Annotated in this window: 25 protein-coding genes; 14 read left to right on the top strand and 11 right to left on the bottom strand. The window is 70.9% G+C overall.

Annotation, left to right across the window (positions count from 1 at the left end):
* Nucleotides 1–9 precede the first annotated feature (9 nt).
* Complete coding sequence (locus tag ACGFW5_RS31815; protein ID WP_393837796.1) at nucleotides 10–765, bottom strand: TetR family transcriptional regulator; 756 nt, start codon at nucleotides 763–765, stop codon at nucleotides 10–12.
* A gap of 129 nt (nucleotides 766–894) precedes the next feature.
* Here ACGFW5_RS31815 and ACGFW5_RS31810 point away from each other — a divergent pair, with 129 nt between their 5' ends.
* Nucleotides 895–1,887: an aldo/keto reductase gene (locus ACGFW5_RS31810; RefSeq protein ID WP_393837795.1), complete on the top strand. Its 993-nt coding sequence runs from the start codon at nucleotides 895–897 to the stop codon at nucleotides 1,885–1,887.
* Between the two features lie 126 nt (nucleotides 1,888–2,013).
* Here ACGFW5_RS31810 and ACGFW5_RS31805 read toward each other — a convergent pair whose 3' ends face one another.
* Nucleotides 2,014–2,196: a ribbon-helix-helix protein, CopG family gene (locus ACGFW5_RS31805; protein ID WP_328311355.1), complete on the bottom strand. Its 183-nt coding sequence runs from the start codon at nucleotides 2,194–2,196 to the stop codon at nucleotides 2,014–2,016.
* A 180-nt stretch (nucleotides 2,197–2,376) separates the two neighbouring features.
* On the opposite strand from ACGFW5_RS31805, the gene ACGFW5_RS31800 reads away from it, so the two are divergent.
* The 3 genes from ACGFW5_RS31800 to thpR all read left to right on the top strand — a co-directional run bounded on the left by ACGFW5_RS31800 (nucleotide 2,377) and on the right by thpR (nucleotide 4,905).
* Nucleotides 2,377–2,820: a MarR family winged helix-turn-helix transcriptional regulator gene (locus ACGFW5_RS31800; RefSeq protein ID WP_393837794.1), complete on the top strand. Its 444-nt coding sequence runs from the start codon at nucleotides 2,377–2,379 to the stop codon at nucleotides 2,818–2,820.
* A gap of 27 nt (nucleotides 2,821–2,847) precedes the next feature.
* Complete coding sequence (locus ACGFW5_RS31795; protein ID WP_393837793.1) at nucleotides 2,848–4,185, top strand: MFS transporter; 1,338 nt, start codon at nucleotides 2,848–2,850, stop codon at nucleotides 4,183–4,185.
* Between the two features lie 150 nt (nucleotides 4,186–4,335).
* Entirely contained in the window at nucleotides 4,336–4,905 is a 570-nt protein-coding gene (thpR, locus tag ACGFW5_RS31790) for an RNA 2',3'-cyclic phosphodiesterase (RefSeq protein WP_393837792.1), read from the top strand.
* Nucleotides 4,906–5,166: 261 nt separating this feature from the next.
* Here thpR and ACGFW5_RS31785 read toward each other — a convergent pair whose 3' ends face one another.
* From ACGFW5_RS31785 to ACGFW5_RS31775, 3 genes are all read right to left on the bottom strand, one after another.
* Entirely contained in the window at nucleotides 5,167–6,159 is a 993-nt protein-coding gene (locus ACGFW5_RS31785) for an aldo/keto reductase (protein WP_393837791.1), read from the bottom strand.
* A 96-nt stretch (nucleotides 6,160–6,255) separates the two neighbouring features.
* Complete coding sequence (locus ACGFW5_RS31780; protein ID WP_393837790.1) at nucleotides 6,256–7,269, bottom strand: aldo/keto reductase; 1,014 nt, start codon at nucleotides 7,267–7,269, stop codon at nucleotides 6,256–6,258.
* Between the two features lie 217 nt (nucleotides 7,270–7,486).
* Nucleotides 7,487–8,170, bottom strand: coding sequence for a DUF4232 domain-containing protein (locus ACGFW5_RS31775; protein ID WP_393837789.1), 684 nt, complete (start codon nucleotides 8,168–8,170; stop codon nucleotides 7,487–7,489).
* A gap of 451 nt (nucleotides 8,171–8,621) precedes the next feature.
* Between ACGFW5_RS31775 and ACGFW5_RS31770 the strand changes: the two genes are divergently transcribed.
* Together ACGFW5_RS31770 and ACGFW5_RS31765 are read left to right on the top strand one after the other, a co-directional pair.
* Entirely contained in the window at nucleotides 8,622–9,740 is a 1,119-nt protein-coding gene (locus tag ACGFW5_RS31770; protein WP_393837788.1) for a DUF2786 domain-containing protein, read from the top strand.
* Between the two features lie 668 nt (nucleotides 9,741–10,408).
* Nucleotides 10,409–12,469, top strand: coding sequence for an FUSC family protein (locus ACGFW5_RS31765; RefSeq protein WP_393837787.1), 2,061 nt, complete (start codon nucleotides 10,409–10,411; stop codon nucleotides 12,467–12,469).
* 93 nt (nucleotides 12,470–12,562) lie between these two features.
* Here the strand turns inward: ACGFW5_RS31765 and ACGFW5_RS31760 are convergent, their stop codons facing one another.
* The gene (locus ACGFW5_RS31760) at nucleotides 12,563–13,036 is read right to left on the bottom strand and encodes a hypothetical protein (protein ID WP_393837786.1); all 474 of its coding nucleotides are present in this window, start codon (nucleotides 13,034–13,036) and stop codon (nucleotides 12,563–12,565) included.
* A 327-nt stretch (nucleotides 13,037–13,363) separates the two neighbouring features.
* Here ACGFW5_RS31760 and ACGFW5_RS31755 point away from each other — a divergent pair, with 327 nt between their 5' ends.
* Nucleotides 13,364–13,603, top strand: coding sequence for a DUF397 domain-containing protein (locus ACGFW5_RS31755; protein WP_189965259.1), 240 nt, complete (start codon nucleotides 13,364–13,366; stop codon nucleotides 13,601–13,603).
* A 20-nt stretch (nucleotides 13,604–13,623) separates the two neighbouring features.
* On the opposite strand, the gene ACGFW5_RS31750 is transcribed toward ACGFW5_RS31755, so the two are convergent.
* Nucleotides 13,624–14,124 carry an ATP-binding protein gene (locus ACGFW5_RS31750; RefSeq protein ID WP_393837785.1) on the bottom strand — a complete coding sequence of 167 codons (501 nt, stop codon included), beginning with the start codon at nucleotides 14,122–14,124 and terminating at the stop codon, nucleotides 13,624–13,626.
* A gap of 291 nt (nucleotides 14,125–14,415) precedes the next feature.
* Between ACGFW5_RS31750 and ACGFW5_RS31745 the strand changes: the two genes are divergently transcribed.
* The 4 genes from ACGFW5_RS31745 to ACGFW5_RS31730 all read left to right on the top strand — a co-directional run bounded on the left by ACGFW5_RS31745 (nucleotide 14,416) and on the right by ACGFW5_RS31730 (nucleotide 18,257).
* Nucleotides 14,416–15,315, top strand: a complete 900-nt coding sequence (locus ACGFW5_RS31745) for a helix-turn-helix domain-containing protein (RefSeq protein ID WP_393837784.1) — start codon at nucleotides 14,416–14,418, stop codon at nucleotides 15,313–15,315.
* A gap of 81 nt (nucleotides 15,316–15,396) precedes the next feature.
* On the top strand, nucleotides 15,397–16,854 hold the full coding sequence (locus tag ACGFW5_RS31740) for an aldehyde dehydrogenase family protein (RefSeq protein ID WP_393837783.1): 1,458 nt from the start codon (nucleotides 15,397–15,399) through the stop codon (nucleotides 16,852–16,854).
* Nucleotides 16,855–17,135: 281 nt separating this feature from the next.
* A complete protein-coding gene (locus ACGFW5_RS31735) occupies nucleotides 17,136–17,672 on the top strand; it encodes a DinB family protein (RefSeq protein ID WP_393837782.1) in 537 nt (178 codons plus the stop codon).
* Between the two features lie 18 nt (nucleotides 17,673–17,690).
* Nucleotides 17,691–18,257, top strand: a complete 567-nt coding sequence (locus tag ACGFW5_RS31730; protein WP_393837781.1) for a PadR family transcriptional regulator — start codon at nucleotides 17,691–17,693, stop codon at nucleotides 18,255–18,257.
* A 498-nt stretch (nucleotides 18,258–18,755) separates the two neighbouring features.
* Here the strand turns inward: ACGFW5_RS31730 and ACGFW5_RS31725 are convergent, their stop codons facing one another.
* Together ACGFW5_RS31725 and ACGFW5_RS31720 are read right to left on the bottom strand one after the other, a co-directional pair.
* Entirely contained in the window at nucleotides 18,756–20,195 is a 1,440-nt protein-coding gene (locus ACGFW5_RS31725) for a glutamate decarboxylase (RefSeq protein ID WP_393837780.1), read from the bottom strand.
* A 68-nt stretch (nucleotides 20,196–20,263) separates the two neighbouring features.
* The gene (locus ACGFW5_RS31720) at nucleotides 20,264–20,629 is read right to left on the bottom strand and encodes a YbjQ family protein (RefSeq protein ID WP_393837779.1); all 366 of its coding nucleotides are present in this window, start codon (nucleotides 20,627–20,629) and stop codon (nucleotides 20,264–20,266) included.
* A gap of 136 nt (nucleotides 20,630–20,765) precedes the next feature.
* On the opposite strand from ACGFW5_RS31720, the gene ACGFW5_RS31715 reads away from it, so the two are divergent.
* Nucleotides 20,766–21,470: a DedA family protein gene (locus ACGFW5_RS31715; protein WP_393837778.1), complete on the top strand. Its 705-nt coding sequence runs from the start codon at nucleotides 20,766–20,768 to the stop codon at nucleotides 21,468–21,470.
* A gap of 54 nt (nucleotides 21,471–21,524) precedes the next feature.
* On the opposite strand, the gene ACGFW5_RS31710 is transcribed toward ACGFW5_RS31715, so the two are convergent.
* Both ACGFW5_RS31710 and ACGFW5_RS31705 read right to left on the bottom strand, forming a co-directional pair.
* Nucleotides 21,525–23,174, bottom strand: a complete 1,650-nt coding sequence (locus ACGFW5_RS31710) for a threonine/serine exporter ThrE family protein (RefSeq protein WP_393837777.1) — start codon at nucleotides 23,172–23,174, stop codon at nucleotides 21,525–21,527.
* A 128-nt stretch (nucleotides 23,175–23,302) separates the two neighbouring features.
* Nucleotides 23,303–23,797, bottom strand: a complete 495-nt coding sequence (locus tag ACGFW5_RS31705) for an inorganic diphosphatase (protein WP_053731216.1) — start codon at nucleotides 23,795–23,797, stop codon at nucleotides 23,303–23,305.
* A 142-nt stretch (nucleotides 23,798–23,939) separates the two neighbouring features.
* On the opposite strand from ACGFW5_RS31705, the gene dacB reads away from it, so the two are divergent.
* Nucleotides 23,940–25,403, top strand: a complete 1,464-nt coding sequence (gene dacB, locus ACGFW5_RS31700) for a D-alanyl-D-alanine carboxypeptidase/D-alanyl-D-alanine-endopeptidase (protein WP_393837776.1) — start codon at nucleotides 23,940–23,942, stop codon at nucleotides 25,401–25,403.
* Nucleotides 25,404–25,452: 49 nt separating this feature from the next.
* Entirely contained in the window at nucleotides 25,453–26,592 is a 1,140-nt protein-coding gene (locus ACGFW5_RS31695; RefSeq protein ID WP_393837775.1) for a zinc-dependent metalloprotease, read from the top strand.
* Nucleotides 26,593–26,797 lie beyond the last annotated feature (205 nt).

Genomic DNA, 26,797 nt, shown 5'->3' with positions numbered 1-26,797 from the left:
AAGGGGGTCTCAGTCCGGGCGAGGGAACATGCGCTCGACGGCGGTCACCAGCGCGGCGCGACGGGCGGTGACAGCGGGGTCCACGGCCTGGGCTGCTGCGGCGGCGGCGATTTCGGGCTGACCTGCCCAGGTCATGGCGATCTGGTTGATCAGGGCGAGGACGTCGACCGGGTCCCAGGCCGGGTCGAGCAGCCCGATGCGCTGAGCGTCGCGGAGTTTGTCGAGCTTGCCGGCGATCGTGGCCTGGAGAGGGCCGGCGGTGTTGTCCGCGGACTCTGCCAGCTCCAGGCGGCCCCACGCGATCAGGCGGTAGTGGTCCGGATGGGCCGCGAAGTGGTCGAAGAGGATGCCGGCATAGCCGGGCAGGTCGGCCGGATCCAGCTGAGTCGCCTCGATGAGCGCGGTCGTCTCGCGTTCGGCGACGTACGCGTAAAGGGCTTCCTTGCTGCGGAAGTAGGCGTAGACGCGTTCCTTGCTCGTCCTGGCCTGCTTGGCGATGCGGTCCACCCGGGCGCCGGCGATCCCGTGCCGGGCGAACTCCTCCTTGGCGGCGGCGACGATCCGCCGCCGCGTGGAGTCGGCGGACTCGCCCGACGTGGCGGCGCCCGAGGTGGCGGCGCCCGAGGTGGGGGCGCCCGAGGTGGGGGCGCCCGAGGTGGGGGCGCCCGGGGTGGGGGCGCCCGGGGTGGCGGCGCCCGAGGCGGCGGCGTCCGAGGCGGCGTCGTCCGGGGTCTGGCCAGGGCTGCGGCTGGTGGAGCGAGGCATGAGGCCAGGATAGGCGACCGAACCGTTCGGTTTTGCGCTGCACTCCGGGCAGACGTAGGGTCATACCGAACCGTTTGGTTTGGCTGGCTATCGGCTGCCGGCCCGGCATACGACACGAGGAGCGATCTCATGCAGCACCGCACCCTGGGACAGCAGGGTCTGCGCGTCTCCGCGCTCGGACTGGGCGTGATGGGGATGTCCCTGGCCTACGGCCCCTCGAACGACGAGGACGGCATCGCCACCATCCACCGCGCCCACGAACTCGGAGTCGACTTCTTCGACACCGCCGAGCTGTACGGCCAGGGCACCGGCAGTAACGAGACGCTGCTCGGCACCGCAGTCAAGGACTTCCGCGACGAGGTCGTCCTGGCCACCAAGTTCGGCTTCGACATGACCAGCAAGGCGCTGGGGAGCGGCACCAACAGCCGCCCGGAGAACATCCGCGAGGTCGCCGAGAACAGCCTGCGCTACCTCAAGACCGACCGCATCGACCTCTTCTACCAGCACATCTCCGACCCCGACGTGCCGGCCGAGGAGGTCGCCGGCACTGTCGGTGACCTGATCGCCGAAGGCAAGGTGCGGTACTTCGGCCTGAGCAACGTCGGCCCGCAGTACATCCGCCGCGCCCACGCCATCACCCCGGTCACAGCCCTTCAGTACGAGTACTCGATCTTCGAGCGCGAGGTGGAGGACGAGATCCTGCCGGTCCTGCGGGGGCTGGGGATCGGCCTGGTGCCTTACTCGCCGCTCGGCCGCGGCTTTCTCTCCGGCGTGGTCAAGCCCGCCGACGAGTATCCCGAGGACGACATGCGCCGCTGGGACGAGCGCTGGCAGGGCGAGAACTACGCCTACAACCTGAACGCAGCCGAGCAGCTACGAGAGCTCGCCGCCACCAAGGGCATCACCCCCGCCCAGCTCGCCCTGGCATGGCTGCTCGCCCAGGGCGAGGACGTCGTTCCGATCCCGGGCACCCGCAGCGCGGCACGTCTGGAGGAGAACGTCGGCGCCACCGGCGTGGAACTCACAGAGGCCGACCTGGCCCGTGTCCGGGAGGTCCTTCCCCAGGGCTCCGCAGGCAGCCGCTACCCGGCCTCGGTGATGGCCGGCTTCCGCACCGACTGACCGCCCGTACTCCACGTTCGGCGTCCCGGGCAGGCGGCGGCGAGCAGCGGCAGCGTGCCGACCCGAAAGCCCGGTCCTGGGGGTCTGGGCAGGCCCAGGGGGTTCGTGGCGTCCGGCACGCGCCCCCTACGCCGCCCCATAGAACCGCTCCGTCTCATCCACCGCCGCCTTGAAGCGTTCGTCGAAGTCGTCCCGCATGAGCGTCCGGACCACATAGTCCTGGACGCTCATGCCGCGTTTCGCGGCATGGCGCTTGAGCCGTTCAAGCAGCTCACCGTCTATTCGCAGGCTGAGCACGCTGGTCCCCATGGAGCGAGGGTGGCCGCCCGCCAGGGGAACGTGCGTCGCTTTTCGCCGCGTACTCACTCGTTCGGGTGATAGTTCGCGGGGCCCCCGGGCAGCGTGTGGCCCGAACGCGCCGGTGTGGCGCTGGACACCTGGGCGTAACCCGGTGGTATTTAGCCAGAGTAATGAGTTACGCTAACGAACATGTCTGACCTGTCCCACGGCATTGGCGAGAACGCCGCCGCCGTGAACTCCCTGCGCTCGGCCGTCATGCGGCTGAGCCGGCGCCTCAAGCACCAGCGCGTCGACGAATCGCTCAGCCCGACGGAGATGTCGGTGCTCGGCACCCTTGCCCGCTGCGGCTCGGCCACCCCCGGTGAGCTGGCCCGCAAAGAGCACGTACAGCCGCCGTCGATGACCCGAATCGTCGCACTGCTTGAGGCAAAAGGCCTGGTCAGGCTGGAGCCGCATCCTGATGACCGCCGCCAGAAGGTGGTCAGCCAGACCGTTGAGGCCGAGGCGATGCTCGAAGAGAGCCGCCGCAAGCGCAACGCCTGGCTGGCTTCCCTCGCGGAAGGTCTGGACGAGGACGAATGGGCGAAGCTGCGCGCGGCCGCCCCGGTCCTGGAGAAGCTCGCACATCTGTAAACGCGCATCGCTAGGAGGCGAGCCCTTTTGAGTACGGGATCCGGAGCAGACTCCGCCCCCGCACCTATCCCTACCTACAACAAGCGTGGTGGGGGGACGTTCTCCTCGCTCGCGGTCCGCAATTACCGGCTGTTCTTCTCGGGCGCCATCGTGTCCAACATAGGCACCTGGATGGCCCGGATCACGCAGGACTGGCTCGTCCTGACCATCACCGGATCCTCGGCGGCGGTGGGCATCACCACGGCCATGCAGTTCCTGCCGATGCTCCTGTTCGGTCTGTACGGCGGCGTCATAGCGGACCGGTTCGCCAAGCGGAACATCCTGTTCGTGACGCAGGCGGCCATGGGTCTCGGCGGGCTCTTCCTCGCCGTGATGACCCTGTCCGGGAACGTCCAGGTGTGGCACGTCTATCTGACGGCGTTCTTCACCGGCCTGGTCACCGTCGTCGACAACCCCACCCGGCAGTCCTTCGTCTCCGAGATGGTCGGCCCCGACCGGGTGCGCAACGCGGTCAGCCTCAACTCGGCGAACTTCCAGTCCGCCCGCCTCGTCGGCCCCGCCGTCGCGGGCGTCGTGATGGCGGCCGTCGGACCCGGCTGGGCGTTCCTCGCCAACGGCCTGTCGTTCACCGCCCCGCTGATCATGCTGTCGCTGATGCGCACCCAGGACCTTCAGCCCGCCAAGCTGGCCCGGCGCGGCAAGGGTCAGCTGAAGGAAGGCCTCGCGTACGTCTCCGAGCGGCCCGAGCTGATCTGGCCGATCGTCCTGGTCGGCTTCGTCGGCACCTTCGGGTTCAACTTCCCGATCTGGCTGAGCGCGTTCGCCTCCGACGTCTTTCATGGCGACTCCGGCATGTACGGCCTGTTCAACAGCCTGATGGCGATCGGCTCGCTGGTCGGCGCGCTGCTCGCGGCCCGTCGCTCCAGCACGCGCCTGCGGATGCTGGTGCTCGCGGCGGTCCTGTTCGCGGCGCTCGAAATCGTCGCGTCCGGTGCGCCCGACATCGGCGTGTTCATGGCCCTGCTCATTCCGGTCGGCATCCTCGGCCTGACGGTGAACGTGACCGCCAACGCCTCGGTGCAGATGGCCACCGACCCCGAGATGCGGGGCCGGGTGATGAGCCTGTTCATGATGGTCTTCACCGGCGGCACCCCGTTCGGCGGCCCGCTCTTCGGCTGGCTGACCGATGTCTACGGCGTCCGGGTCAGCCTCGCGCTCGGCGGCCTCATCTGCGGTGCGGCGGCGATCGGCGTCGGCCTGATGCTGGCCCGCGCGGCCAACCTGCGTCTGAAGGTCGACGTACGCCCCGGCCACCGGCACCTCACCTTCGTGCCGCGGAAGTCGGCACTCATCGCGGCCGCCTGATCGCCCGGCGGCCCGCGCGATGTGACACCGCCCTGGCCGTCTTACGGCCCGCCCGATGTGACGCCGCCCGGTCCGCCCGGTCCCCGACGTGGGGGCCGGGTGGTTTTCCGTGTACGCGACACCGGCTGCCCCGCTTGCTTAACTGTCCCCATGCGACTCTTGGCCGCCGTACTCCCACCGGCGCGAGCCGTGGACGAACTCGGCCGTGCGGTAAGGCAGTTGGGCGAGCTTCCCGGGGCGCAGGGGCTGCGCTGGACCGGACGCGAGGCCTGGCACCTCACCCTGGCGTTCTACGGCGAGACCGACGAAGCGGTCCTGCCGGAGCTGTGCGAACGGCTGCGCCGTGCGGCCCGGCGCACCGGCCCGTTCACGCTGCGGCTGCACGCCGGCGGCCGCTTCGACGGCCGCGCCCTGTGGGCCGGCGTCGCGGGCGGCATCGACACGCTGCGGCTGCTGGCCGAGCGTACGGACGCCGCCGCCCGCCGCTCCGGCATCGCGATGACCGAGCACCGCCGCTATGTGCCGCACCTCACGCTCGCCAGATCGGGTACGCCCGTGGACCTGGGGCCATACGTCGCCGGCCTCGCCGCGTTCGAGGGCAGCCCGTGGCAGGTCGCGGAGTTGGCGCTGATCCGCAGCACCCTGCCGCGTGGCGGCACCCCCAAAGAGCGCCCCCGGTACGAGACGGTCGCCCGCTGGCCGCTCGGCCCGGGCGGTTAGGCTCAAGGGGTGGACCCGAAGACCAGGAACCGGATCATGGCCGGTGTGCTCGTGCTGATGTTCGTCGTGGTGGCGGTGGCGGCCGCCGTCGGCTGACCGCGGCGACCGCCACCTCCCGTACGTGTCGCGTCCGGCGACCCTGACGTCGGTCGCGTCGGCTGCGTCTGTCGTGCCTGTCGAGCTTGTCGCGTCCGTCGAGTCCGTCGAGTCCGTTGCGTCCGTTGCGTCCGTTGCGTGCTTGTGTACGCGGGTCGCGTACGGCTACCAGGCGAAGGCCTCGGGGGAGGGCCCCGGGCCGGGGAAGATGTCGTCCAGCGCGCTCAGGAACTCCTCGGTCAGGTCCAGTTCGACCGCCCGCACCGCCGCGTCCAGCTGGTCCGCCGTGCGCGGGCCGACGATCGGGCCCGCCACGCCGGGCCGGGTGAGCAGCCAGGCCAGCGCCACCTCGGCAGGGTCGAGACCGTGCTTGGCGGCGAGCTCTTCGTACGCCTCCACCTGCTTGCGCACCGCGGGCTCGGCGAGGGCCTGGGCCGCGAGGCCGCCCTTGGAGCGACCCGTCGTACCCTCGCGCTCCTTGCGCAGGATTCCGCCGAGCATGCCGCCGTGCAGTGGCGACCAGGGGATGACGCCGAGCCCGTACTCGTGCGCCGCCGGGATGATCTCCATTTCGGCGCGGCGTTCGGCGAGGTTGTAGAGGCACTGCTCGCTGACGAGGCCGAGCCGTCCGGTGCGGGCGGCGATCTCGTTGGCCTGGGCGATCTTGTAGCCGGGGAAGTTGGACGAACCGACGTACAGGATCTTGCCCTGGGCGATCAGGACGTCGATCGCCTGCCAGATCTCCTCGAAGGGGGTCAGGCGGTCGATGTGGTGGAACTGGTAGAGGTCGATGTGGTCGGTGCGCAGGCGCTTGAGGGAGGCCTCCACGGAGCGGCGGATGTTGACCGCCGACAGCTTGTGGTGGTTGGGCCAGGGCTCGCCCTCGGCCATGTTGGCGTTGAGCTTGGTGGCGAGGACGGTCTTGTCGCGCCGGTCGCCGCCCTGGGCGAACCAGCTGCCGATGATCTCCTCGGTACGGCCCTTGTTCGCGCCCCAGCCGTACACGTTGGCGGTGTCGAAGAAGTTGATGCCCGCGCCGAGCGCGGTGTCCATGATCGCGTGGCTCGCGGCCTCGTCGGTCTGCGGTCCGAAGTTCATCGTCCCCAGGACGATCCTGCTCACCTGGAGACCCGTGCGTCCGAGCTGCGTGTACTTCATGGGCACCAAGCCAACGTCTTCGAGCGCGCTCGAAGCAAGGGGGCGAGCCGCGGCTTTCACCCGGCCCGCCCCCTGGCGCGCCCCCGCGCGCACGGCCTACCAGGCGAAAGCCTCCGGCGAGGGGCCCGGGCCGGGGAAGATCTCGTCGAGGGCGCCGAGCAGTTCCTCGCTCAGCTCCAACTCCAGGGCGCGCAGCGCCGATTGGAGGTGGTCGGGGGTGCGCGGGCCGACGATGGGGCCGGTCACGCCGGGCCGCGACAGGAGCCAGGCCAGCGCCACCTCGCCGGGGTCGAGGTCGTGCTGGGCGAGCAGGTCCTCGTACGCCTGCACCTTGGCCCGTACGGCCGGGTCGGCGAGGCCCGCGGCGGAGCGGCCGGTCCTGGTGGTGCGGGCGCCCGTGCCCTCGCGTTCCTTGCGCAGCGCGCCGCCGAGCAGACCCTGGTGCAGCGGGGACCAGGGGATGACGCCGAGCCCGTACTCCTGGGCGGCCGGGACGATCTCCATCTCGGCGCGGCGTTCGGCGAGGTTGTAGAGGCACTGCTCGCTGACCAGGCCGAGCCGTCCGGTGCGGGCGGCGATCTCGTTGGCCTGGGCGATCTTGTAGCCGGGGAAGTTGGAGGTTCCCGCGTACAGGATCTTGCCCTGCGTGATCAGGACGTCGACCGCCTGCCAGATCTCCTCGAACGGGGTGGCGCGGTCCACGTGGTGGAACTGGTAGACGTCGATGTGGTCGGTGCCGAGGCGCTTCAGTGAAGCCTCCACGGCACGGCGGATGTTGAGCGCGGACAGCTTGTTGTGATTGGGCCAGGCTTCGCTGGTGCTCCAGGCCTTGTCCTGGGTCATGTCCCCGTACATCTTGGTCGCAAGGACTACCTTGTCGCGGCGGCCGCCGCCCCGCGCGAACCAGGAACCGATGATCTTCTCGGTGAGCCCCTTGTCCCCGTCCACGCCGTAGATGTTGGCGGTGTCGAAGAAGTTGACACCCGCGTCGAGAGCGGCGTCCATCAGGGCGTGGCTGACCGCCTTGTCGGTCTCACTGCCGAAGTTCATCGTGCCGAGAACGAGGCGGCTGACCTGGAGTCCGGTGCGTCCGAGCTGTGTGTACTTCATGGGCCCATCAAAGCGGGCTCGTGTGCGCTCGAAGCAAGGGTGTGGGGGACGTCAACTGGGCGGCGCGAGCCGGGATTCCGTCGGCCCGACACCGGGAGCCGGGATCCCGTCGGCCGGACGCCGGGAGCTGGGATCCCCCCGGCCGGACGCCGAGAGCCGGGATCCCGTCGGCTGGACACTGAGAGCCGTGAACGGGCCGACTCCCGGTGTCCTTGCGTCATTTGGCGCCGACCGGGCTGATGTAGGTGCCCGGGTGGGTGGCGCCGTCCTGGAGCAGGACCGAGGAGAAGGTCCAGGGCAGGGTGTGGGAGTGGGTCTCGTTCGGCGGGGTGATCACGATGCTCTTCGGCTTGAACTCCTGCCCGTCGCCGTGGTGGAACGGCAGGTAGAAGATGTTGAAGGTGGTCGTCGCGCCGGGGCGTACGGTGACCGCCGCGGGCGACTCGGCGGTGCCGCGCGTCAGCGACCACTTCGTGGCGCCACCCACCAGGTCGACCCCGGGGTAGCCCTTCATCACGCAGGACTTGGCGCCCTTGTTGGTGAGCGTGATGGTGACGGCGCCCTGGGAGCCCTCCGACTGGGCGCCGCTGCCGGGGGCCACGGCGAAGGCGAGCTGGGAGGTCGGGCAGGAGGCGCCGGCGCCGGTTCCGGTTCCGGTGCCGGTCCCTGCATTTGTGCCGCCCCCTGAGCTGCCGCCGGAGGGGGCCATCGTGCGGCCGCCGTCGGCGCCGGGGGAGCTCGATCCGGTGCCGGTGCCGGTACTGGCGTTGTTCGATCCGGTGCTGCTCGGGGTGTCGGTGGCGATCTGGGTCGAGCCGCCGCTGTCGCTGCCGCAGGCGGTCAGGGTCAGGCCGGCGGCGAGTACGGCGGTGGCGGCCAGGGAGGAGGTGCGTAGGCGCAACACGGCGGTCCTTTCGTTTGGTGTCCAATGTCCGGTGTCCGGTGTCCGGTGTCCGTTGTCGGTTGTTCGTTTTCGGTCTCGTTTTCGGTGTTCGTTGGGGCGTTGTCCGCTGGGTGCCCCTGGGGGGCGGGCCCAGACGGGACGTCCTAGGAGCCGAGCACCTTTCGGACGTCCCGCACCGCCAGACGGTTTCACCGCACATCTGCCACGGCCGTAACGGCGCGCCGGTCGTCCTGTTCCGGTCGTCCTGTCTCCGGCCATCCGTCCACAGGCTGTGGGTGGAGGCGGGGCGGCGGCCGGGGCGGCTCTCGTTTCGTGGTTCGGGGCGGTTGCTGGGACCATCGGGGCCGGGGCGTGCGGCGGTGCACGCGGACCCTGATGGGTGAGGAGGCCGGCTCGTGGCGGTGGGGTTCAGCGCGGTGACCCGGGTACGTGGACGCGGGGTGCGGTGATGGAGGCCGTGGACCGCGCCTTCGCCGCGGCGCTGTACATCGAGGGCGACGCGGCCCTCGACACCGGTGCGTCGCTGCTCGCCGCGTCGCCGGACTCGGACGCCGAACTAGCCGTGCGGGGGCGGGAGTTCGTGCGGCGCGCCTGGGACCGCGGCTGGCAGCCCGCCGACGTCGTGCGGATCGTACGGCGTGATCTGGACGAGCCGCAGGTACGCATCCTCAGCGGGCTGATCCGTGACGAGCTGGCCCGTTACGAGCGGCTGCCCGCGCGGTGGCAGGGGCAGCTCGACGAGCTGCCGCGCGAGACATGGCGGGCCGACCGCTTCTCGTACGCCACTGCCGTGCTTGAGCTCTACCGGCTGCTGCTCGCGCTGCCCGCCATCGAGCCGGCCGGGCCCGCGCCGGGCGACTCGGTGCTCGGGTCGCCGGTGCACGGCGAACCCAAGACGCTGGCCCGCATCCGGGCGCTGCTCGCCAAGGCCGAGGCGACCGGCTTCCCCGAGGAGGCGGAGGCGCTCACCGCCAAGGCGCAGGAACTGATGGCGCGGCACAGCGTGGACGACGCGCTGCTCGCCGGGCGCGGGCCGGGCGGCGACGTCCCGGGGGCCTGCCGGATCGGGGTGGACGCGCCGTACGAGACGGCCAAGGCGATCCTGCTCGACGCGGTTGCGTCCGCGAACCACTGCCGCGCGGTGTGGAACTCCGAGCTCGGCTTCTCGACGGTCGTCGGCTTCGAGGGCGACCTGGAGGCGGTCGAGCTGCTGCACACCTCTCTGCTCGTGCAGGGCACTGCCGCGATGGCGAAGGCCGAGGCCGCGCAGCGGGCGGGTGGGCGCAAGCGCACGAAGACGTTCCGGCAGTCGTTCCTGCTGGCGTACGCGGGGCGGCTCGGGGATCTGCTGGCCTCGACGGCCCGGCATGTGGAGGAGGAGTTCGGGGGTGAGCTGCTGCCGGTGCTGGCCACGCGGGCGGTTGCCGTTGCCGGGCGGGCGGAGGAGATGTTTCCCCGGACGGTGGCTACGCGGGTGCGGGGGGTTTCTGACGAGTCCGGGTGGCGCGACGGGCGTGCCGCGGCGGACCGGGCCCACCTGGCCCACCCCAGGGAGCTCCGCCCCTGACCCCGGGCCCCTGGGGCTCCGCCCCAGACCCCGGGGACGTTTTCCCACCCTCCCGCCCGTGCGGCTACTTGGGGGTGCAGCGCCCTGGGGCTGCGCCCCAGACCCCGGGCGGGTTTTCCCACCCGCCCGCCCGTACAGCGCATTGAATGAGCTGAGCCCTGGGGCTGCGCCCCAGACCCCGGGCGGGGGCTTCGCCCCCTGCACCCCCGTTCGCGCCTGAACGGCGCTCGTCCTCAATCGCCGGACGGGCTGAAGATGCCCGAGCAACCCAGCACGGCCCCTGCACCAGTGCCGCCAGGGGCGCGGCTGTGTCATTGCGCGGCTCCGCCGCGGTGGGCACGAGAGGCGATTCCGGGTGCCCTACAGGGGCGCGGGGAACTGCGCGAGCAACCGTCCACGGCGCGCGGTCGAAAGGGGGTTAAGGGGCGCGGGGCTGTGTCATTGCGCGGCTCCGCCGCAGTGGGCGCGAGAGGCGATTCCGGGTGCCCTACAGGGGCGCGGGGAACTGCGCGAGCAACCGTCCACGGTCCGCGGTCGAAAGGGGGTTAAGGGGCGCGGGGAACTGCGCGAGGAGCGACCACGGCCCGCACCCGAAAGCCGGCCTCTCCAGGGGCGCGGGCTGCGGCCGGAGGGGGCCGGGGGGGGCGGGGGACGTTACCCTCGGGATCATGAGCTGGCTCCGGGCGCTGAGGGAGACCGCCCGTTCAGGGCTGAAGGTCGAGCCACGTCGACTGGAGCCCCTGGTCGCACTGCGCGCCGCCACAGGCCTGGCCATCGTCGTCGGCGTCAGCCTCACCCTCTTCGGCCCCTCCGTCGCCGCGAGCTCCGCGTTCGGCGCGTTCCAGGGCGCCATCGCCACGTACCAGCGCAGTTGGCGCCCCCGCCCCGTGCTCGCCCTCGCCTCCGGGCTCTCCCTCGCGGTGTCCACCTTCCTCGGCTACCTCGTCGGTACCCACTCGCCGTTCTTTCTGCTGCTGCTCGCCCTGTGGACGTTTCTGGCCGGGCTGGCCTGGGCCGTCGGCCCGACCGTCGGGGTGATCGCCTCGTCCAACGTGGCGATCATGCTGGTCACCGTCACCCTGCCCAGCTCGCTCGCCGAAGCGGCGGGGCACGCCGCGATGATCGCGGTCGGCGGGGTCGTCCAGGCCGCCCTCGTCGTCCTGTTCCCCATCCGACGCTGGGGCGCCCAGCGCGACGCGCTCGCCGACGCCCTCGCCGCGGAGGCCGACTACGCGCGCCGGCTGCGGCACGACCCCGTGGCCCCCTTCGACCCGGAACCCCTCATGACCGCCCGGCTCGCCGCCGCCGTCACCCCGCGCGAGGCCCGTCGCCGCCCCGCCGAGCTGCACGGCGCCCGCGGCGTCGCCGAGCGCATCCGGCCGGTGCTCGCCTCGCTCGCCGACCCGGCGCTCGGCGTACCGGAGGAGGGCGCCGAACGCGACCGGGTCCTGGAACTGCTCGCCGCATCGGCCACCGTCCTGGACGCCGCCGCCCGCGCCATCCGGCACGGCGAGCCCCCCGCCATCCCGCCCGCCGCCGAGGCCGCGCTCGCCACTCCCGACACCGGCGCCATCCTCACCGGGCCCGCCCGTCGCGCCGCCACCCGGCTCACCGCACTGCTCGCGGACGTCGTGGAAACCGCCCGCGGCAGCGGCACTGCGGCGGGAGCCGAACCCCTGCTCCGGCCCGCCCTGCCCCGCCTGGTCCCGCTCGCCCTGCGCACCATGCGCGCCGAATTCGCCCGTCACGAGTCACCGGTGTTCCGGCACGCCGTCCGGGTCTGCGCGGTGGCGACGGTGGGCTATCTGCTCGGCCACGTCCTGCCGTTCGGGCACGGCTACTGGGCCCCGATGGCCTCCGTCATGGTGATGCGCCCCGACTTCTCCCTCACCTACGCCCGCGCGGTCGCCCGGTTCGGCGGCACCCTCGTCGGTGTCGCGCTCGCCACCGGCATCGTGCAGCTCACCCACCCCGACACCGCGTTGTCCGCGGTCATCGCGGTCGCCTGCGCGTTCCTCGCGTACCTGCTGATGCGTACGGGATACGCGGTGCTGAGCGGCTGCGTCTCCGCATACGTCGTCTTCCTGCTCGGCATGGGCGGCCTCCAGTGGACGCAGACCGTGCCCGACCGGGTGTTCCTCACGCTGGTCGGCGGGGCGCTCGCGATGGGCTCCTACGCCGTCTACCCGGCGTGGGAGACCCCGCGGCTGCGCACCCGGCTCGCCGACTGGCTCGTCGCGAGCGGACGGTACGCCTCCGCCGTCGTCGCCCACTACGCCGACCCGGACCGCGGCTCCGGCGAGGTCCGCCAGGCGCTGCTCGACACCCGCGCGGCCCGCATCGCCTGGCAGGAGGCGCTGGACAAGGCCACCCACGAGCCGGTGCGCCACCGGGGCCTCTCGCGTTCATCGGCCGAGGAAGCCGCCCACGCGCTGGGCCAGTTGGGGCGTACGGCCATGCTGATGGAGGCCCATCTGCCGGAACGGGACGCGGTGCCCGTGCCCGCGGCGGCGAAACTCGCCGAGGCGCTGCGCGAGGCCACCGAGCAGGGGGCCAAGGCCGTGCGCGAGCGGCGGGTTCCGCGGTGGGAGGAGGTCGAGCTGGCCCTGGCCGCCTGGGACGGCGAGGGCGTGCCCGACCGGGTGGTGCGCAGCGGGGCCGGCCTGGTCCTGCACTGCCTGGACGATCTGACCGACGCCCTGACCGTGCCGGCCGCCCCGGAGCCGTGACGAGCGCCCCGGAGCCGTGACGATCGCCGCCGCGCGGCGGTTCGGCGTGCTGCTGCCCGCACCACCACGCGGCGCGCCCGCCGCGTGAGCGCGTTACGGGGCCGGCACAGCCGTGGGCAGGCCGCTCGGGAGCGACGATCCCGTCTTGCCCCGGGTGAAGGAGTCCGTCCCGGCGCCCTGCCACGTGACCTGAAGGGTGTCCCCCTTGATCGTGGCCATGCCCTGGGTGCGCTCGGTGTTCTGGTCCGCGCACTTCAGGGTGAGCATCGTCATGCTCCCGCTTTCGGTGACCGCGCCGGAGCACACGTGCGGGGAGAGCAGGCCGACCCCCTTGCCCGCGATGACCATCGTGACGGTCTTGCCGCCCGTGGTCGCGGTCCAACTGCCTTGCAGATCGCTGCTCTTGGCCGGGGCGCCGTTGTCCGATCCGGAGCTGGAGCCGCCCGAGCCCGACGGGGACTTGGTGGCCGGGTCGGCCTTTGTGTCGCTGCTTGCGCACCCGGTCAGAACGAGCGCGACCGAGAGCCCGGCTGCCGCGATTGCCGCGGTACATATGTGCCTGTGCACGGTTTGTCTTCCCCCTGTGAACGGTCTCCGGGACCGCGTGAATGGTGTCTGGGACCGCGACAAGCTACCAGCCGACGGGCCGCGCCCCGCCCCGGCGACGGCCGCCCGGCGAGACGGTCACGCGGACGTTTGAACCAGGGAGCCCTGGAATGCGTCTCTTACTGGTGCAGACCAGGGACGCGGGGCGGATGGCCCGGCAGAGCGTCTGTAACCGCCCGGGCACCCCGCGTGCACGTGCATCTTCCCATGCAGGCGCACATGAACACAGCTATGATCCGGGACAGTTGACCATTCACAGTTGCACGTCTGCACATCCCGGGAGCGACCTTGCACCACGCGTACAACGGCATGGCGGCAGCGGAGCTTCAGGGTGCCGCGTGGCAGAAGAGCCGGCACAGCAACTCGCAGGGATCCTGCGTCGAGTTCGCCAAGCTGCCGGGGGGAGGGGTGGCGGTACGCAATTCACGCCATCCCGATGGGCCTGCTCTGGTCTATACCAGAGCGGAGATCGAGGCGATGCTGCTCGGGATCAAGGACGGGGAGTTCGACCACCTGATAGTGGACTGAACAGCTCCGCTCCGTACGCTTCAGTCCGTCGGCTGAAGACGGAACAGCGCCCACACGACCTTGCCGCCGATCGCCCCCGTGAGCGGGTGCCAGCCCCAGCTGTCGGCGAAGGACTCGACCAGGAACAGGCCACGGCCCGACTCCGCGCCGAAGTCGTCTCTCTCGCGCTCGACCGGGCTGTCGTCGCTGGGGTCGCGCACCGCGCACACCAGCCGGCTGGTCCAGCGCATCAGATGCAGACGTACCGGAACCTCGCTCTCGCGCGGGGTGTCGGCGGGCAGCGCGTGCCGCAGGGCGTTGGTGACGAGTTCGGAGACGACAAGGGCGACATCGTCGAAACACTCGGCGAGGCCCCACTGGGTCAGCGTGGATCTGGTGAACTTCCGTGCCCCGCCCACCGCTTCGAAGCGCGCGGGCAGCGCGCAGGACGCGGAACCCGCCACGGTCGAGGGGTCGAAGGGGGGAAGCGCCTGCCTCAAGGGCTCATGAGGCTCCAGCATGGTCGATCCATTCGTCCCCATGCGAGGCACTCCCGGGTTCGCGGCCGTGGCGGTACAGGACGCAAGCGACTAGACGCAGTTGAGCACGCAGGTGCGCGGGGACCATGGTTCCGAATGCGTCGGCCCGATGCAAGGGCAGATGCACGTGCACGCGACCGACCTGTCCCTGCCCGTGCCGTTTCTTGCTCTTTTCTTCCTCAGAAGTTCTTCAGGCCGATTTCACTCCTTGACCATTTCCGTAATCGCGCGGGTACGGGGTGAAGCGTTTTGATGGCAGACTGCACCGCACCATTGGATGGGGAGGGCGGCGAAGTGACCGCAGGGGAGGCATGGGGATCCCCCCGGCCGAGCGCAGTCGAGGCCGGCGGAGGCTCGGTGGTCCGGCGCATTCTGCTGGGCTCTCAACTGAGGCGCCTGCGCGAGTCGCGCGGCATCACGCGGGAAGCAGCCGGCTATTCGATCCGGGCGTCCGAGTCCAAGATCAGTCGTATGGAGTTGGGGCGGGTGAGCTTCAAGGCCAGGGATGTCGAGGACCTGCTCACGCTCTACGGCGTAGGCGACGAATCCGAGCGCATGTCGCTGCTCGGCCTCGCCAAGGAGGCCAACATCGCGGGCTGGTGGCACAGCTTCGGCGATGTGCTGCCGGGCTGGTTCCAGACGTACATCGGACTTGAGGGCGCCGCCTCGCTCATCCGCATCTACGAAGTCCAGTTCGTGCACGGCCTGTTGCAGACCGAGGCGTACGCCCACGCCGTCGTCTCGCGCGGCATGAACGGCGCGCCCGCGGCCGAGGTGGAAAAGCGTGTCGCGCTGCGCCTTGAGCGGCAGAAGGCCCTGGTGTCGGAGCGTGCCCCGCAGTTCCATGCCGTTCTCGACGAGGCCGCGCTACGCCGGCCCTATGGCGAACGCGACGTGATGCGCGGCCAGTTGAAGCATCTGATCGAGATGTCGGAGCAGCCCAACATCAACCTCCAGATCATGCCGTTCAGTTTCGGCGGGCACGCCGGTGAGAGCGGTGCCTTCACGATGCTGCGGTTCCCCGAGTCGGACCTGTCGGACATCGTCTATCTCGAACAGCTCACCTCCGCCCTGTATTTGGACAAGGCCGAAGAGGTCGCGCAGTACGAACGGGCCATGGCCCGCCTGCAACAGGACAGCCCCGGCCCGGAGGAAAGCCGCGATCTTCTGCGCGGACTCCTTCAACTCAGCTGACTCATCAGTAGGATGACGTCACATCAGGCCAGTTACGCGGTTGACCGCGCGGAGCCGGCGGACACAGCAGTAGGGGATGGCATGTCCTTCTTCACCGACCTCGCCCACCAGTTCATAGACGGCCAGTGGCGCACCGGCAGCGGGTCGTGGGACATCATCGACTTCGATCCGTACAACGGCGAGAAGCTGGCCTCGATCACCGTCGCCACCGTCGGGGAGGTCGACGAGGCCTACCGCGCGGCCGAGCGCGCGCAGCGTGAGTGGGCCGCGACCAATCCGTACACCCGCAGACTCGTCTTCGAGCGCGCCCTGCGCATCACCGAGGAGCGCGAGGGCGAGATCGTCCAGGCCATCATCAGCGAGCTGGGCGGCACCCGGCTCAAGGCGGTGTACGAGGTCCATCTCGCCAAGGAGTTCCTGCGCGAGGCGATCCAGCTGGCGCTGCGCCCGGAGGGCCGGATCCTGCCGTCGCCGGTGGACGGCAAGGAGAACCGCGTCTACCGGCTGCCGGTCGGCGTGATCGGGGTGATCAGCCCGTTCAACTTCCCGTTCCTGGTCACCATGAAGTCCATCGCCCCCGCACTGGCGTTGGGCAACGCGGTCGTCATCAAGCCGAACCAGAACGCGCCGGTCGTCGGCGGCGGGCTCATAGCGAAGATCTTCCAGGACGCCGGGCTGCCCGCGGGCCTCCTGAACGTCCTGGTCACCGACATCGCCGAGATCGGCGACGCGCTGATAGAGCACCCCGTCCCCAAGGTGATCTCCTTCGCCGGCTCGGACCGCGTCGGCCGCCATGTCGCCTCGGTCGCCGGCAGCCACTTCAAACGCGTCATTTTGGAGCTGAGCGGCAACAGCGCGCTGGTCGTCCTCGACGACGCCGACCTCGACTACGCGGTGGACGCGGCGGTTTTCAGCCGCTTCGTCTATCAGGGCCAGGTCTGCATGGCCGCCAACCGGATCCTCGTCGACCGGTCGGTGCAGGCCGAGTTCACGGCGAAGTTCCTCGCCAAGGTGGCCTCGCTCAGGACCGGCGACCCGGCCGACCCCGCCACCGACATCGGTCCTGTCATCAACAGCTTCCAGGCGGAGGCGCTGGCCGCACTGGTCGACCAGGCACTGGCCGAGGGCGCCACCGCGCTGGTGCGGGGCCGCACCCAGGGCAACCTGGTGGAGCCCACCGTGCTCGCGGGGATGCCCGCCGACTCCTCGATACTGCGCCAGGAGATCTTCGGGCCGGTGGCGCTGCTCATCCCCTTCGACGGGGAGGAGGACGCCGTACGCATGGCGAACGACAGCCCGTACGGGCTCAGCGGCGCCGTGCACACCGCCAACGTCGAGCGCGGGGTGCGGTTCGCCAAGCGGATCGAGACCGGGATGATGCACGTCAACGACTCGACGATCCAGGACGAGCCGCTGGTCGCCTTCGGCGGCGAGAAGTACTCCGGGCTCGGACGCCTGAACGGCGACTCCACGGTCGAGGCGTTCACGACACAGAAGTGGATCTCGGTGCAGCACGAGCGGAGCCCGTTCCCGTTCTAGAGCCGGCCGGGCCCGGGCGGGCGTGGGAGGCGTGCGGTGCCGTCCGGGGCGCGGCGCTTCTGCGATGTCACGTCCGTCGGCCGGCCGGTCCGAGATCGCGGCGCTCAGAGGTCAGGAACTGACCTCTTTGGTGCCTACCGTGGTGGTTGTCGACGGGGAAGAGCGGCGGAAGCCGTCGGCACGAGCCACCCGCACGGGCCACCCGCACGGGCCACCCGCACGGGCCACCCGCACGGGCCACCGGCCCGGGACGACCGGACGCGAACGAAGGCGGTTTGATCATGGTGACGCACGTTCCCTCAGAGGCACACGGCGACGAGCGCGGAGCTCTCCTCAACTTCGTGGAGGCCCAGCGCGGTGCGGTACGCCGTTCCCTCATCGGCCTTACCGAGGAGCAGGCCGCGAGCCGCCCGAGCGCCAGCGGGCTGTGTCTGTCCGGACTGCTCAAGCACGTCGCCGAGTGCGAGCTCAACTGGCTCCGAATGGCGCAGGAGAGGCCCAACCAGCAGCAGCGCGACCAGTCCAACTGGCACGAGAGCTTCCAGCTGACCGGTGACGAGACCGTTGAGGGCATGCTGGCCTTCTGGGGCGAAGTGGCCGCCGAGACCGAGGAGTTCATCCGCAAGGTCCCCTCGCTCGACGACACCTTTCCGCTGCCGGATGCCCCGTGGTTCCCGAAGGACGGGCGGGTCTCGATGCGCTGGCTGGTGATGCACCTCGTCGAGGAGTTCGCGCGGCACGCCGGGCACGCGGACATCATCCGCGAGTCGCTCGACGGCAAGACGGCGTACGAGCTGGTGACGCTCGCAAAGAGCTGAGGGCATAGGCTGGCGGCCATGTCAACCATCCGCCTGCTCGTCCTCGGCGCGGTACGTCAGCACGGCCGGGCGCACGGCTATCAGGTGCGGAGCGACCTGGAGTACTGGGGGGCCCACGAGTGGTCCAACGCCAAACCGGGTTCGATCTACCACGCGTTGAAGCAGATGGCCAAGGAGGGCGCCCTCCTCGCCCATGAGGTGGGGCCCAGCACGGTGGGTGGGCCGCCGCGCACGGAGTACGAGCTGACGGACGCGGGCCGCGAGGAGTACTTCCGGCTGCTGCGGGCCGCGCTGTCCTCGTACAACCAGAAGCCGGACGTGCTGTCGGCGGCGCTGGGATTCATGGTGGACCTGCCCCGCGCCGAGGTCGTCGCCCTGCTGCGCGACCGGCTGGACAAGCTGGCCCGGTGGCGCGAGTCGGTGACGGAGTACTACCTGGCGGGGGCGGAGCCGGAGCAGTTGGGGCACATCGGCGAGATCATGAACATGTGGATCCACTCGTCGGATGCGGGGGCGGAGTGGACGCGGGGGTTGATCGGGCGGGTTGAGGGTGGGGCGTATGCGTTTGTGGGGGAGGGGGGGTAGGTGCGGGTCTTTTTGCGCAGTTCCCCGCGCCCCTGAACCCGTTTGCGGCTGCGGACGTGGTCGCTTTTCGCGCAGTTCCCCGCGCCCCTGGGCCCGTTTTCGGCTGCGGTCGTGGTCGCTTTTTGCGCAGTTCCTCGCGCCCCTGGGCCCGTTTTCGGCTGCGGTCGTGGTCGCTTTTTGCGCAGTTCCTCGCGCCCCTGGGCCCGTTTTCGGCTGCGGGGCGTGGTCGCTTCTCGCGCAGTTCCCCGCGCCCCTGGAACCCGTCTTCGTCCGTCGGGCGTGGTCGCTTTTCGTGACGGTCTCCGGGCCCCTGGGGCCCGTTGCTCGGCGAGGCTAGGGGGTGTCTGGTGGATCAGGGTCGGTCAGGGTGCGGCGCCTGGTGCGGTGCATCGCAAGGCGCCGGAACGTCGTGATAGCGGAGCTATCGGGGCGTTTCGGCAACGCCGCGAGGTGCCGTGCCAGGCGCCGCACCCCCGGCCATGATCCACCAGACACCCCCTAGTGGTGGAACGCTGTTGCCTCCGACTCGTCGCGGCCCAGTGGCGCGGCCTGTCGGCGGAGTTCGGGGAGTAGGCGGCCCAGGTCTTCGATGAGGAGGCCGGCCAGGTCGGAGGAGAAGCCGTTGCGGCACACCACCCGCAGCACCGACAGGTCCTCCCGGTTCGCCGGGAAGGTGTACGCCGGCACCAGCCAGCCCCGCTCGCGCAGGCGCCGCGAGACGTCGAACACGTCGTACCGGTCCACCTCCGGCGTCGTCGTGAAGGCGAACACCGGCAACTCGTCGCCCCGCGTGAGGAGTTGGAAGTCGCCGAACGACTCGATCCGCTCCGCGAGACCCCGCGCGACGTCCCGCGTGGTCTGCTGGACCGCCCGGTATCCCTCCCGGCCGAGCCGCAGGAACGTGTAGTACTGCGCCACCACCTGCGCCCCGGGCCGCGAGAAGTTCAGGGCGAACGTCGGCATGTCGCCGCCGAGGTAGTTCACCCGGAAGACCAGTTCCTCGGGGAGTTCGTCGGCCGTGCGCCACAGGGCCCAGCCCACCCCGGGGTACACGAGCCCGTACTTGTGCCCCGAAGTGTTGATGGAGGACACCCGGGGCAGCCGGAAGTCCCACACCAGGTCCTCGTCGAGGAAGGGCGCGACCATCGCCCCTGACGCCCCGTCGACATGGACCGGGATGTCCAGGCCCGTACGCTCCTGCACATCGTCCAGCGCCGCGCACAGCTCGGCGATCGGCTCGTACGACCCGTCGAAGGTGGAGCCGAGCACCCCGACGACGCCGATCGTGTTCTCGTCGCAGAGCGCCGCCGCGGCCTGCGGATCGAGGTGGAAACGGTCGCCGTCCATGGGCACTTGGCGCGCCTCGACCTCCCAGAAGGTGCAGAACTTGTCCCAGCAGACCTGCACGTTCACGCCCATCACGAGGTTGGGGCGGGCCTCGCGCGAGGGGTAGCGGTCCGCGTTGCGCTTCATCCAGCGCCGCTTGAGTGCCATCCCCGCCAGCATGCAGGCCTCGCTCGACCCGGTCGTCGAGCAGCCGACCGCGGTGTTCGGGTCCGGGGCGTGCCACAGATCGGCGAGCATGGCCACGCAGCGCCGCTCCAGCTCGGCGGTGCGCGGGTACTCGTCCTTGTCGATCATGTTCTTGTCCCGGCACTCCGCCATCAGCACCCCGGCCTGCGGCTCCATCCAGGTGGTGACGAAGGTCGCGAGGTTGAGCCGGGCGTTGCCGTCGAGCATCAGCTCGTCGTGGACCAGCTGGTACGCGGTCGCCGGGGCCAGCGGCCGGTCGGGCAGCCGGTGCCGGGGCGGCGCGGAGGTCATCGAACCGACCGGGTCCGCCTCCCCGAAGAACGGGTTCAGCGCGAGCCGCCCGAACTCCTTCTCCCCTCCTTCTTCGTCATGCTCCTTCTTGCTGCCGCCGCGGTGCAGTGCCATGGGGGTCGAACACCTTTCGGGAGGGGGAAGGGGGGAGGGGAGGGGAGGTGGGGCCGTTGCGGCTGGGGTCAGGTGCGGGTCAGGACCACCGCGGTCCCGTACGCGCACACCTCCGTCCCCACGTCCGCGGCCTCCGTCACGTCGAACCGCATCATCAGAACCGCGTTCGCGCCCCGCGCCTTCGCCTGGGCCACCAGCCGTTCCATCGCCTGGTTCCGTGTCTCGACCAGCGTCTTGGTGAGGCCCTTCAGCTCGCCGCCGATCATGGACTTGAGGCCTGCGCCGATCTGGCTGCCCAGATGGCGTGAGCGTACGGTCAGCCCGAAGACCTCCCCGATGACCTGCTGCACGGTGTGGCCGGGTACGTCGTTCGTGGTCACCACCAGCACGTCCGACTGCTGGCTCTGTCCGCCGCCGAACTCCTCGATGCCCATGCGTTCCGCCTTCCGGTAGCCCTTGTCGGCCTTCTCCAGCCTGCCCCTGGAACCACGCTTTCGCGCGTTACGTTGATAACTTTGGCTGCCGACGGCAGACAGCCCGCCCGACACCCACACCAGGAGCCCGGTACCCGTGACATCCCTTGCCCTCGGACCGAGCTGGCTGGATCCCGACTATTTGCTGGGCACCTTCGGCCTCGCCGGGCTGCTGATCATCGTGTTCGCCGAGTCCGGACTGCTCATCGGTTTCTTCCTGCCGGGCGACTCGCTCCTGTTCACCACCGGCCTCCTCGTCACCACCGGCAAGCTGGACACCCCGCTGTGGCTGGTCTGCGTCCTGGTGGTGCTGGCCGCGGTCCTCGGCGACCAGGTGGGCTTCCTGTTCGGCAAGAAGGTCGGGCCCGCGCTCTTCAGCCGGCCCGACTCCAGGCTCTTCAAGCAGGAGAACGTCGAGAAGGCCCACGAGTTCTTCGAGAAGTACGGCCCGAAGTCGCTGGTCCTGGCCCGCTTCGTGCCGATCGTGCGGACGTTCACACCGATCATCGCGGGCGTCTCCGGCATGAGCTACCGGCCGTTCGTCACCTTCAACGTCATCGGCGGCAGCCTGTGGGGCGCGGGTGTGACGCTGCTGGGCGCGGCCCTTGGGAACGTCGCGTTCGTGCACCAGCACATCGAGCTGATCCTCGTTGCGATCGTGCTCGTCTCGGTCGTCCCGATCGCCATCGAGTTCCTGCGGGCCCGCTCCAAGGCGAAGAAGAACCCGCAGGTGGCGGAGGGCCCCGGGGGCCGGGCCCCGGGTCAGACCCCGCAGCGCGGCGGCCGCCACGCCAAGCGCTGAGCGCTGAGCGCTGAGCGCCCAGTACGGTGCGCGGGCCCGGGCGGTGTGCGGGCTTCAGAAGCCGCGGGTCCGCTTCGCCGCCGCGCGGCCCGCGCCGGGCGAGCGCAGGAAGAGGCGGGCGACCTCGTTGCCGAGGTTCACGCCGATCGCGATGGCCAGGGCGAGCGCCGCCGCCTTCGCGAGCGAGGCGACGCCCGTGTTCAGGTGGTTCTGGGCGATCGAGAGGACCCCGAAATAGGTGGCGCTACCGGGCAGCAGCGGGCCGATCGCCGCGGTCACGTACAGCAGCGCCGAGGTGTTCCAGTACCGCGAGAGCAGCTGGCCGAACAGGCCGACCAGGCCTGCCGCGATCGCCGTCGCCATGATCGGCGAGCCCTTCGCCGTGACCGCGATGGCGGCGTACACCACCCAGGCCACGCCGCCGTTCACGGAGACGATCAGGACGGTCGAGCGGTCCTGTTGCAGCAGGATCGCGAAGGTCAGACAGAGCACCATCGACGCGAGGATCTGCACGATCGGCCGGTTGATGGGCTGGAAGGTGCCCTCCGGGTTGAGCTCGGCGTGGATCTGGAGCCCGCCGTACAGGACGCTCAGGACGCCGACGACGATCGCCACGAAGAAGTACCCGACTTCGAGCAGCCGCGCGGAGGCGGTGACGTAGAAGCCGGTCAGACCGTCCTGGACGGCGGCCACCAGGGCCCGCCCGGGGATCAGCGCGAACAGGCCACCTGTGATCACGGCGGACGGCCTGAGGTTCCAGGACAGCAGACTGAGCGCGACACCCATCGCGGCGGGCGGCATGGCGGCCACCACGAACTGGTAGAACTCCGGCAGCCCGCGGGCCGCGCACAGCCAGGCGAGCCGGTCGCCGAGCACCGCGCCGACCGCGGCCACCAGGAAGACCGTGACGCCGCCGCCGAGCAGCACCGAGGCCGCTCCGGCCAGGATTCCGCAGGCGGTGGTCAGGACCCAGCCGGGGTAGGGGTGGCGGTTACGGCGGATCTCGGCGAGGCGCCGGTAGGCCTCTTCGAGGGAGACCTCGTGGTCCTCGCTGGTCATGTCCGTGACGAGCCGGTGCACGGCCGCCAGACGGGTGTAGTCGGTGCCGCGGCGGCGCACCGTGCGGTTGGCCGTCACCGGGTCGTCCACCAGGGACGGCTGGTAGGTGATGCCGAGCATGGTGAAGGTGACCGTCGGCTCGCTGCGGTCGAGGCCGTAGCTGCGGCAGATCGCGAACATCGCGGCCTCGACGTCCTCGGCGCCCTCGCCGCCCGCGAGCAGCAGCTCGCCGATACGCAGCGTCAGGTCGAGCACGCGGGGCACCGCGGGGCCCGAGTCGTCGGACTTCTGCACCGGCTCGGCCACCGGCCGGTCGCCCACCGGCATGCGCAGCATGGTGCGCATCCGGTCCTGCCAGGGGGCGTCCTTGGAAAGGCGCACCAAGGGCAGGCTGCCGGTGGTGGTCGAGGGGTTGGGGGCGTCACGCGCGGTGTACCCGCTCGGCGTGGTGAACGCCGACGCCGGCTGCTCGGCGGGCGACTCGATGACCGGCGTGGCGAGGCCGGCGGGCAGCGCGAACTCGGAGGTCGGTGAGTCCTCCTCGGGCACCTGGGGCTGTTCGACGCCCTCGGGGGCCGCGAAGGCGCTGCGCGCCTCGTCGGACTGCGGTTTGCGGTCCTCGACCGTGTCGTGCTGCTCGGTCACCACTGGTCCCGTGCCTCCCTCCGGCCACTTCGGGTGCGTGTGCCCAGTATGTGGGGCGCCATGACGTGGCACGACAACGGGCGGCGCACCCCGAAGGTGCGCCGCCCGTTGTCACGGAGACAAGCGTGTCAGTGCGCGCCGCCCTGCGCCTCAAGGCGCTTGTAGGAGGCCTCGACCTCGGCCTCGGCCTCGACGCGGCCGACCCAGTTGGCACCCTCGACGGACTTGCCGGGCTCCAGGTCCTTGTAGACCTCGAAGAAGTGCTGGATCTCCAGGCGGTCGAACTCGGAGACGTGGTGGATGTCGCGCAGGTGCTCCACGCGCGGGTCGGACGCGGGGACGCACAGCAGCTTGTCGTCGCCGCCGGCCTCGTCGGTCATACGGAACATGCCGATCGCGCGGCACTTGATGACGCAGCCGGGGAAGGTCGGCTCGTCCAGCAGGACCAGGGCGTCCAGCGGGTCGCCGTCCTCGCCGAGGGTGTCCTCGACGAAGCCGTAGTCGGCCGGGTAGCTGGTCGAGGTGAAGAGTCGACGGTCCAGACGGATCCGGCCGGTCTCGTGGTCGACCTCGTACTTGTTCCGCGATCCCTTCGGGATCTCGATGGTGACGTCGAACTCCACGGGTGGCTCTCCTCCATGATCAGCACATGCATCTGACGCATCTGACGGGGCTGCGTCGGCTGCCATGTTCGCGGCAAGACGCAGTTCTGGTGATTAAGTGTCCCTCACGCAGGTGTGTGATCGCGAAAGGGGCTGGTCCTCGGTGCCGGGACCCAAGACATGGCAGCTCACAGCGGGTGCCGCGGCGGTCGGCCTGGCACTCGCGGCCGGGACCGTGGCCCTGGCGGGGCCGTGGGACTCAGGTCAGCGTACGGCCGAGCGTCACCGGGCCGCATCGTGGGGCGCCAGGGGTGGCGCACATCACCAGGGCCCGGTCGATCCGGAGGCTCCGGCTCCGGCCCCGAGCGCGCCCAGCGTGCTCACCGCGCTCGCGGCGCCCGGCGGCACACCCGTGCCGGCCGCCCTGCCCGCGGCCCTCGCCCCGCTGCTCGCCGACCCGGCGCTCGGCCCGCACCCGGCGGCCTCGGTGCTCGACACCGCCACCGGCAAGGAGCTGTACGCCGCCCACGCGGACGCCGCCATGACGCCCGCCTCCACCATCAAGATCGCGACGGCGACCGCGGTCCTCACCGCGCTCCCGGCCGACCACCGCTTCACCACCGCCGTGGTGGCCCCGGCCGGCGGATCGGGCCTCACCCTCGTCGGGGGCGGCGACCCCACCCTGGACCGGACGCGGCTTGCCGCCCTCGCCGACGACACCGCCCGCGTGCTGCGCGGGCGCTCCCTGGACCAGGTACGGCTGACGTACGACACCTCGCTGTTCAGCGGGGACCCGGTGCATCCGATCGGGCCGAACGAGAACCTTGCGCCGGTCGTCGCCCTGATGACGGACGAAGGGCGTACGGCCGCCGCCGGGCCATCCGGGGCATCCGGCACGTCTGGTGCATCCGGTACGTCCGGGACGGGCGAGGGCGTCGAGAGCGGGCCGGGCACGCGCACCTCGGATCCGGCGGGCGACACCGCGCGGGCCTTCGCCACGCTGCTGCGCGGGCACGGGGTGCGGGTGGCCGACCCGGCGCCCGCCACCGCGCCCGCGGACGCCAAACCGGTGGCGAGCACACGGTCCGCACCGCTCACCGAGGTCGTCGAGCGGATGCTGACCACCAGCGACAACGACATCGCGGAGGCCCTGAACCGGCAGACCGCGATCGCCACCGGTAAGCCCGCGAGCTTCCAGGGCGGCGCCGACGCCGTGTCGGCCCAGCTCGCCAGGCTCCAACTCCCGGTGAAGGCAAGCGTGTTCACGGACGGCAGCGGGCTCAACCGCGCCGACAAGGTCACCGCGCAACTGCTCACCCGCCTCCTTGCCGAGGCCGCCGCCCCGGGCCACCCCGAACTGCGGCCGATCCTCACCGGCCTGCCCGTCGCCGGCTTCACCGGCACCCTCACCGCCCGCTACGGCACCGGATCCGCGGCGGCCGGCCTGGTCCGGGCCAAGACCGGCACCCTCGGCGGGGCCGGCGTCAACACCCTGGCCGGCACGGTCGTGGACGCGAGCGGGCACCTCCTGGCGTTCGCCTTCCTGTCGACGGGGACGCCCGGCGCCGACCCGGCCCCCGCGCAGCGGGCCCTCGACCGGCTCGCCACCCGGCTCGTCGCGCACTGAGCGCCGCCGACCGGGTTCCCTCGCGGGGACGACAACGTACGGTTGACGCATGACTGGCATCGGCGGTGCAGGTACCTCTGGGATGGTCGACTGGAACCTCGCGGTCGCGACCGCGACCCGACTGGTGCGGCCGGGCCCCGACGTGAGCCGTGACGAGGCGCGAGAGATCGTCGCCGAGCTCCGTCGGCACGCCAAGGCCGCCGAGGAACACGTACGGACGTTCACCCGGATGATCCCGGAGGGCGTCGAACCCGAAGACACCCCGGTCCTGGTCGTCGACCGGGCCGGCTGGGTGAAGGCCAACGTGGCGGGCTTCCGCGAGATCCTGCGGCCGCTGCTCGACAAGATGCAGGAGCGCCGCGGCGCCACCCCCGCCGGAGCCGTGTTCGGCGCGGTCGGCGGCAAGGTCACCGGCGTCGAGCTTGGCATGCTCCTGAGCTTCCTGTCCTCGCGGGTCCTGGGCCAGTACGAGACGTTCGCGCCCGCGAGCCGGGACCTTCCGGCGGCGCCGGGCGGCGGGGGCAGGCTGCTGCTCGTGGCGCCCAACATCGTGCACGTGGAGCGTGAACTCGACGTCGATCCGCACGACTTCAGGCTCTGGGTCTGCCTCCACGAGGAGACCCACCGCACCCAGTTCACGGCCGTGCCCTGGCTGCGCGACCACCTGGAGAGCGAGATCCAGGCGTTCCTCGACGCGACCGAGGTCGACCCGATGACCGTCCTGGAGCGGCTGCGCGAGGCCGCCCAGTCCCTGGCGGGGGGCCGGCCCGAGGGCGAGGAGGACGACGGCGGGCGCTCCCTGGTCGAGCTGGTGCAGACGCCCCGCCAGCGCGAGATCCTGGGCCGGCTCACCGCCGTGATGTCCCTCCTTGAGGGGCACGCGGACTACGTGATGGACGGGGTCGGGCCGCAGGTCGTGCCCTCGGTGGGCGAGATCCGCGAGAAGTTCAAGGAGCGCAGGGCCAAGGGCGCCTCCCGGCTCGACCTGGCGCTGCGCAAACTGCTCGGCCTCGACGCCAAGCTGCGCCAGTACCGCGACGGGGAGCGCTTCGTGCGGGCCGTGGTGGACGAGGTCGGCATGGACGGCTTCAACCGGGTGTGGACGTCGCCGAACACACTCCCGACGAAGGCCGAGATCGCCAAGCCGGCGGACTGGGTCACCCGGGTGCACCGCAAGACGGAGTCCTGAGCGCGGCCCTGAGCCGAAGACCGCCGGTGGCGGGTGTCAACGCGGGAATCACCCATCCGAGGGACCGTGGCGCATGGGTAGGCGTGCAATGCTCGGGTAACGGCTCTGTTCTGTCACCATCTACGCACTCTGTGTGACTGAACGTACCTCCTGCTCCTCCTGCTCGTTCTGTTACTCCCTGCTCCTCTCCGCGCAAGAGGCACCC

Origin of the sequence: Streptomyces sp. NPDC048416, assembly GCF_043200435.1 — a bacterium.
Classification (GTDB): Bacteria; Actinomycetota; Actinomycetes; order Streptomycetales; family Streptomycetaceae; genus Streptomyces.
Note: the sequence above shows the minus strand (reverse complement) of the source record. Positions and strands in the feature narration are given on the sequence as shown.

Bases quoted from the DNA above. Each gene is read 5' to 3' on its own strand.
- ACGFW5_RS31815 (WP_393837796.1), bottom strand. From the start codon at position 765: ATGCCTCGCTCCACCAGCCGCAGCCCTGGCCAGACCCCGGACGACGCC.
- ACGFW5_RS31810 (WP_393837795.1), top strand. From the start codon at position 895: ATGCAGCACCGCACCCTGGGACAGCAGGGTCTGCGCGTCTCCGCGCTC.
- ACGFW5_RS31805 (WP_328311355.1), bottom strand. From the start codon at position 2,196: ATGGGGACCAGCGTGCTCAGCCTGCGAATAGACGGTGAGCTGCTTGAA.
- ACGFW5_RS31800 (WP_393837794.1), top strand. From the start codon at position 2,377: ATGTCTGACCTGTCCCACGGCATTGGCGAGAACGCCGCCGCCGTGAAC.
- thpR (WP_393837792.1), top strand. From the start codon at position 4,336: ATGCGACTCTTGGCCGCCGTACTCCCACCGGCGCGAGCCGTGGACGAA.
- ACGFW5_RS31785 (WP_393837791.1), bottom strand. From the start codon at position 6,159: ATGAAGTACACGCAGCTCGGACGCACGGGTCTCCAGGTGAGCAGGATC.
- ACGFW5_RS31780 (WP_393837790.1), bottom strand. From the start codon at position 7,269: ATGAAGTACACACAGCTCGGACGCACCGGACTCCAGGTCAGCCGCCTC.
- ACGFW5_RS31770 (WP_393837788.1), top strand. From the start codon at position 8,622: ATGGAGGCCGTGGACCGCGCCTTCGCCGCGGCGCTGTACATCGAGGGC.
- ACGFW5_RS31765 (WP_393837787.1), top strand. From the start codon at position 10,409: ATGAGCTGGCTCCGGGCGCTGAGGGAGACCGCCCGTTCAGGGCTGAAG.
- ACGFW5_RS31750 (WP_393837785.1), bottom strand. From the start codon at position 14,124: ATGGGGACGAATGGATCGACCATGCTGGAGCCTCATGAGCCCTTGAGG.
- ACGFW5_RS31740 (WP_393837783.1), top strand. From the start codon at position 15,397: ATGTCCTTCTTCACCGACCTCGCCCACCAGTTCATAGACGGCCAGTGG.
- ACGFW5_RS31735 (WP_393837782.1), top strand. From the start codon at position 17,136: ATGGTGACGCACGTTCCCTCAGAGGCACACGGCGACGAGCGCGGAGCT.
- ACGFW5_RS31730 (WP_393837781.1), top strand. From the start codon at position 17,691: ATGTCAACCATCCGCCTGCTCGTCCTCGGCGCGGTACGTCAGCACGGC.
- ACGFW5_RS31725 (WP_393837780.1), bottom strand. From the start codon at position 20,195: ATGGCACTGCACCGCGGCGGCAGCAAGAAGGAGCATGACGAAGAAGGA.
- ACGFW5_RS31720 (WP_393837779.1), bottom strand. From the start codon at position 20,629: ATGGGCATCGAGGAGTTCGGCGGCGGACAGAGCCAGCAGTCGGACGTG.
- ACGFW5_RS31695 (WP_393837775.1), top strand. From the start codon at position 25,453: ATGACTGGCATCGGCGGTGCAGGTACCTCTGGGATGGTCGACTGGAAC.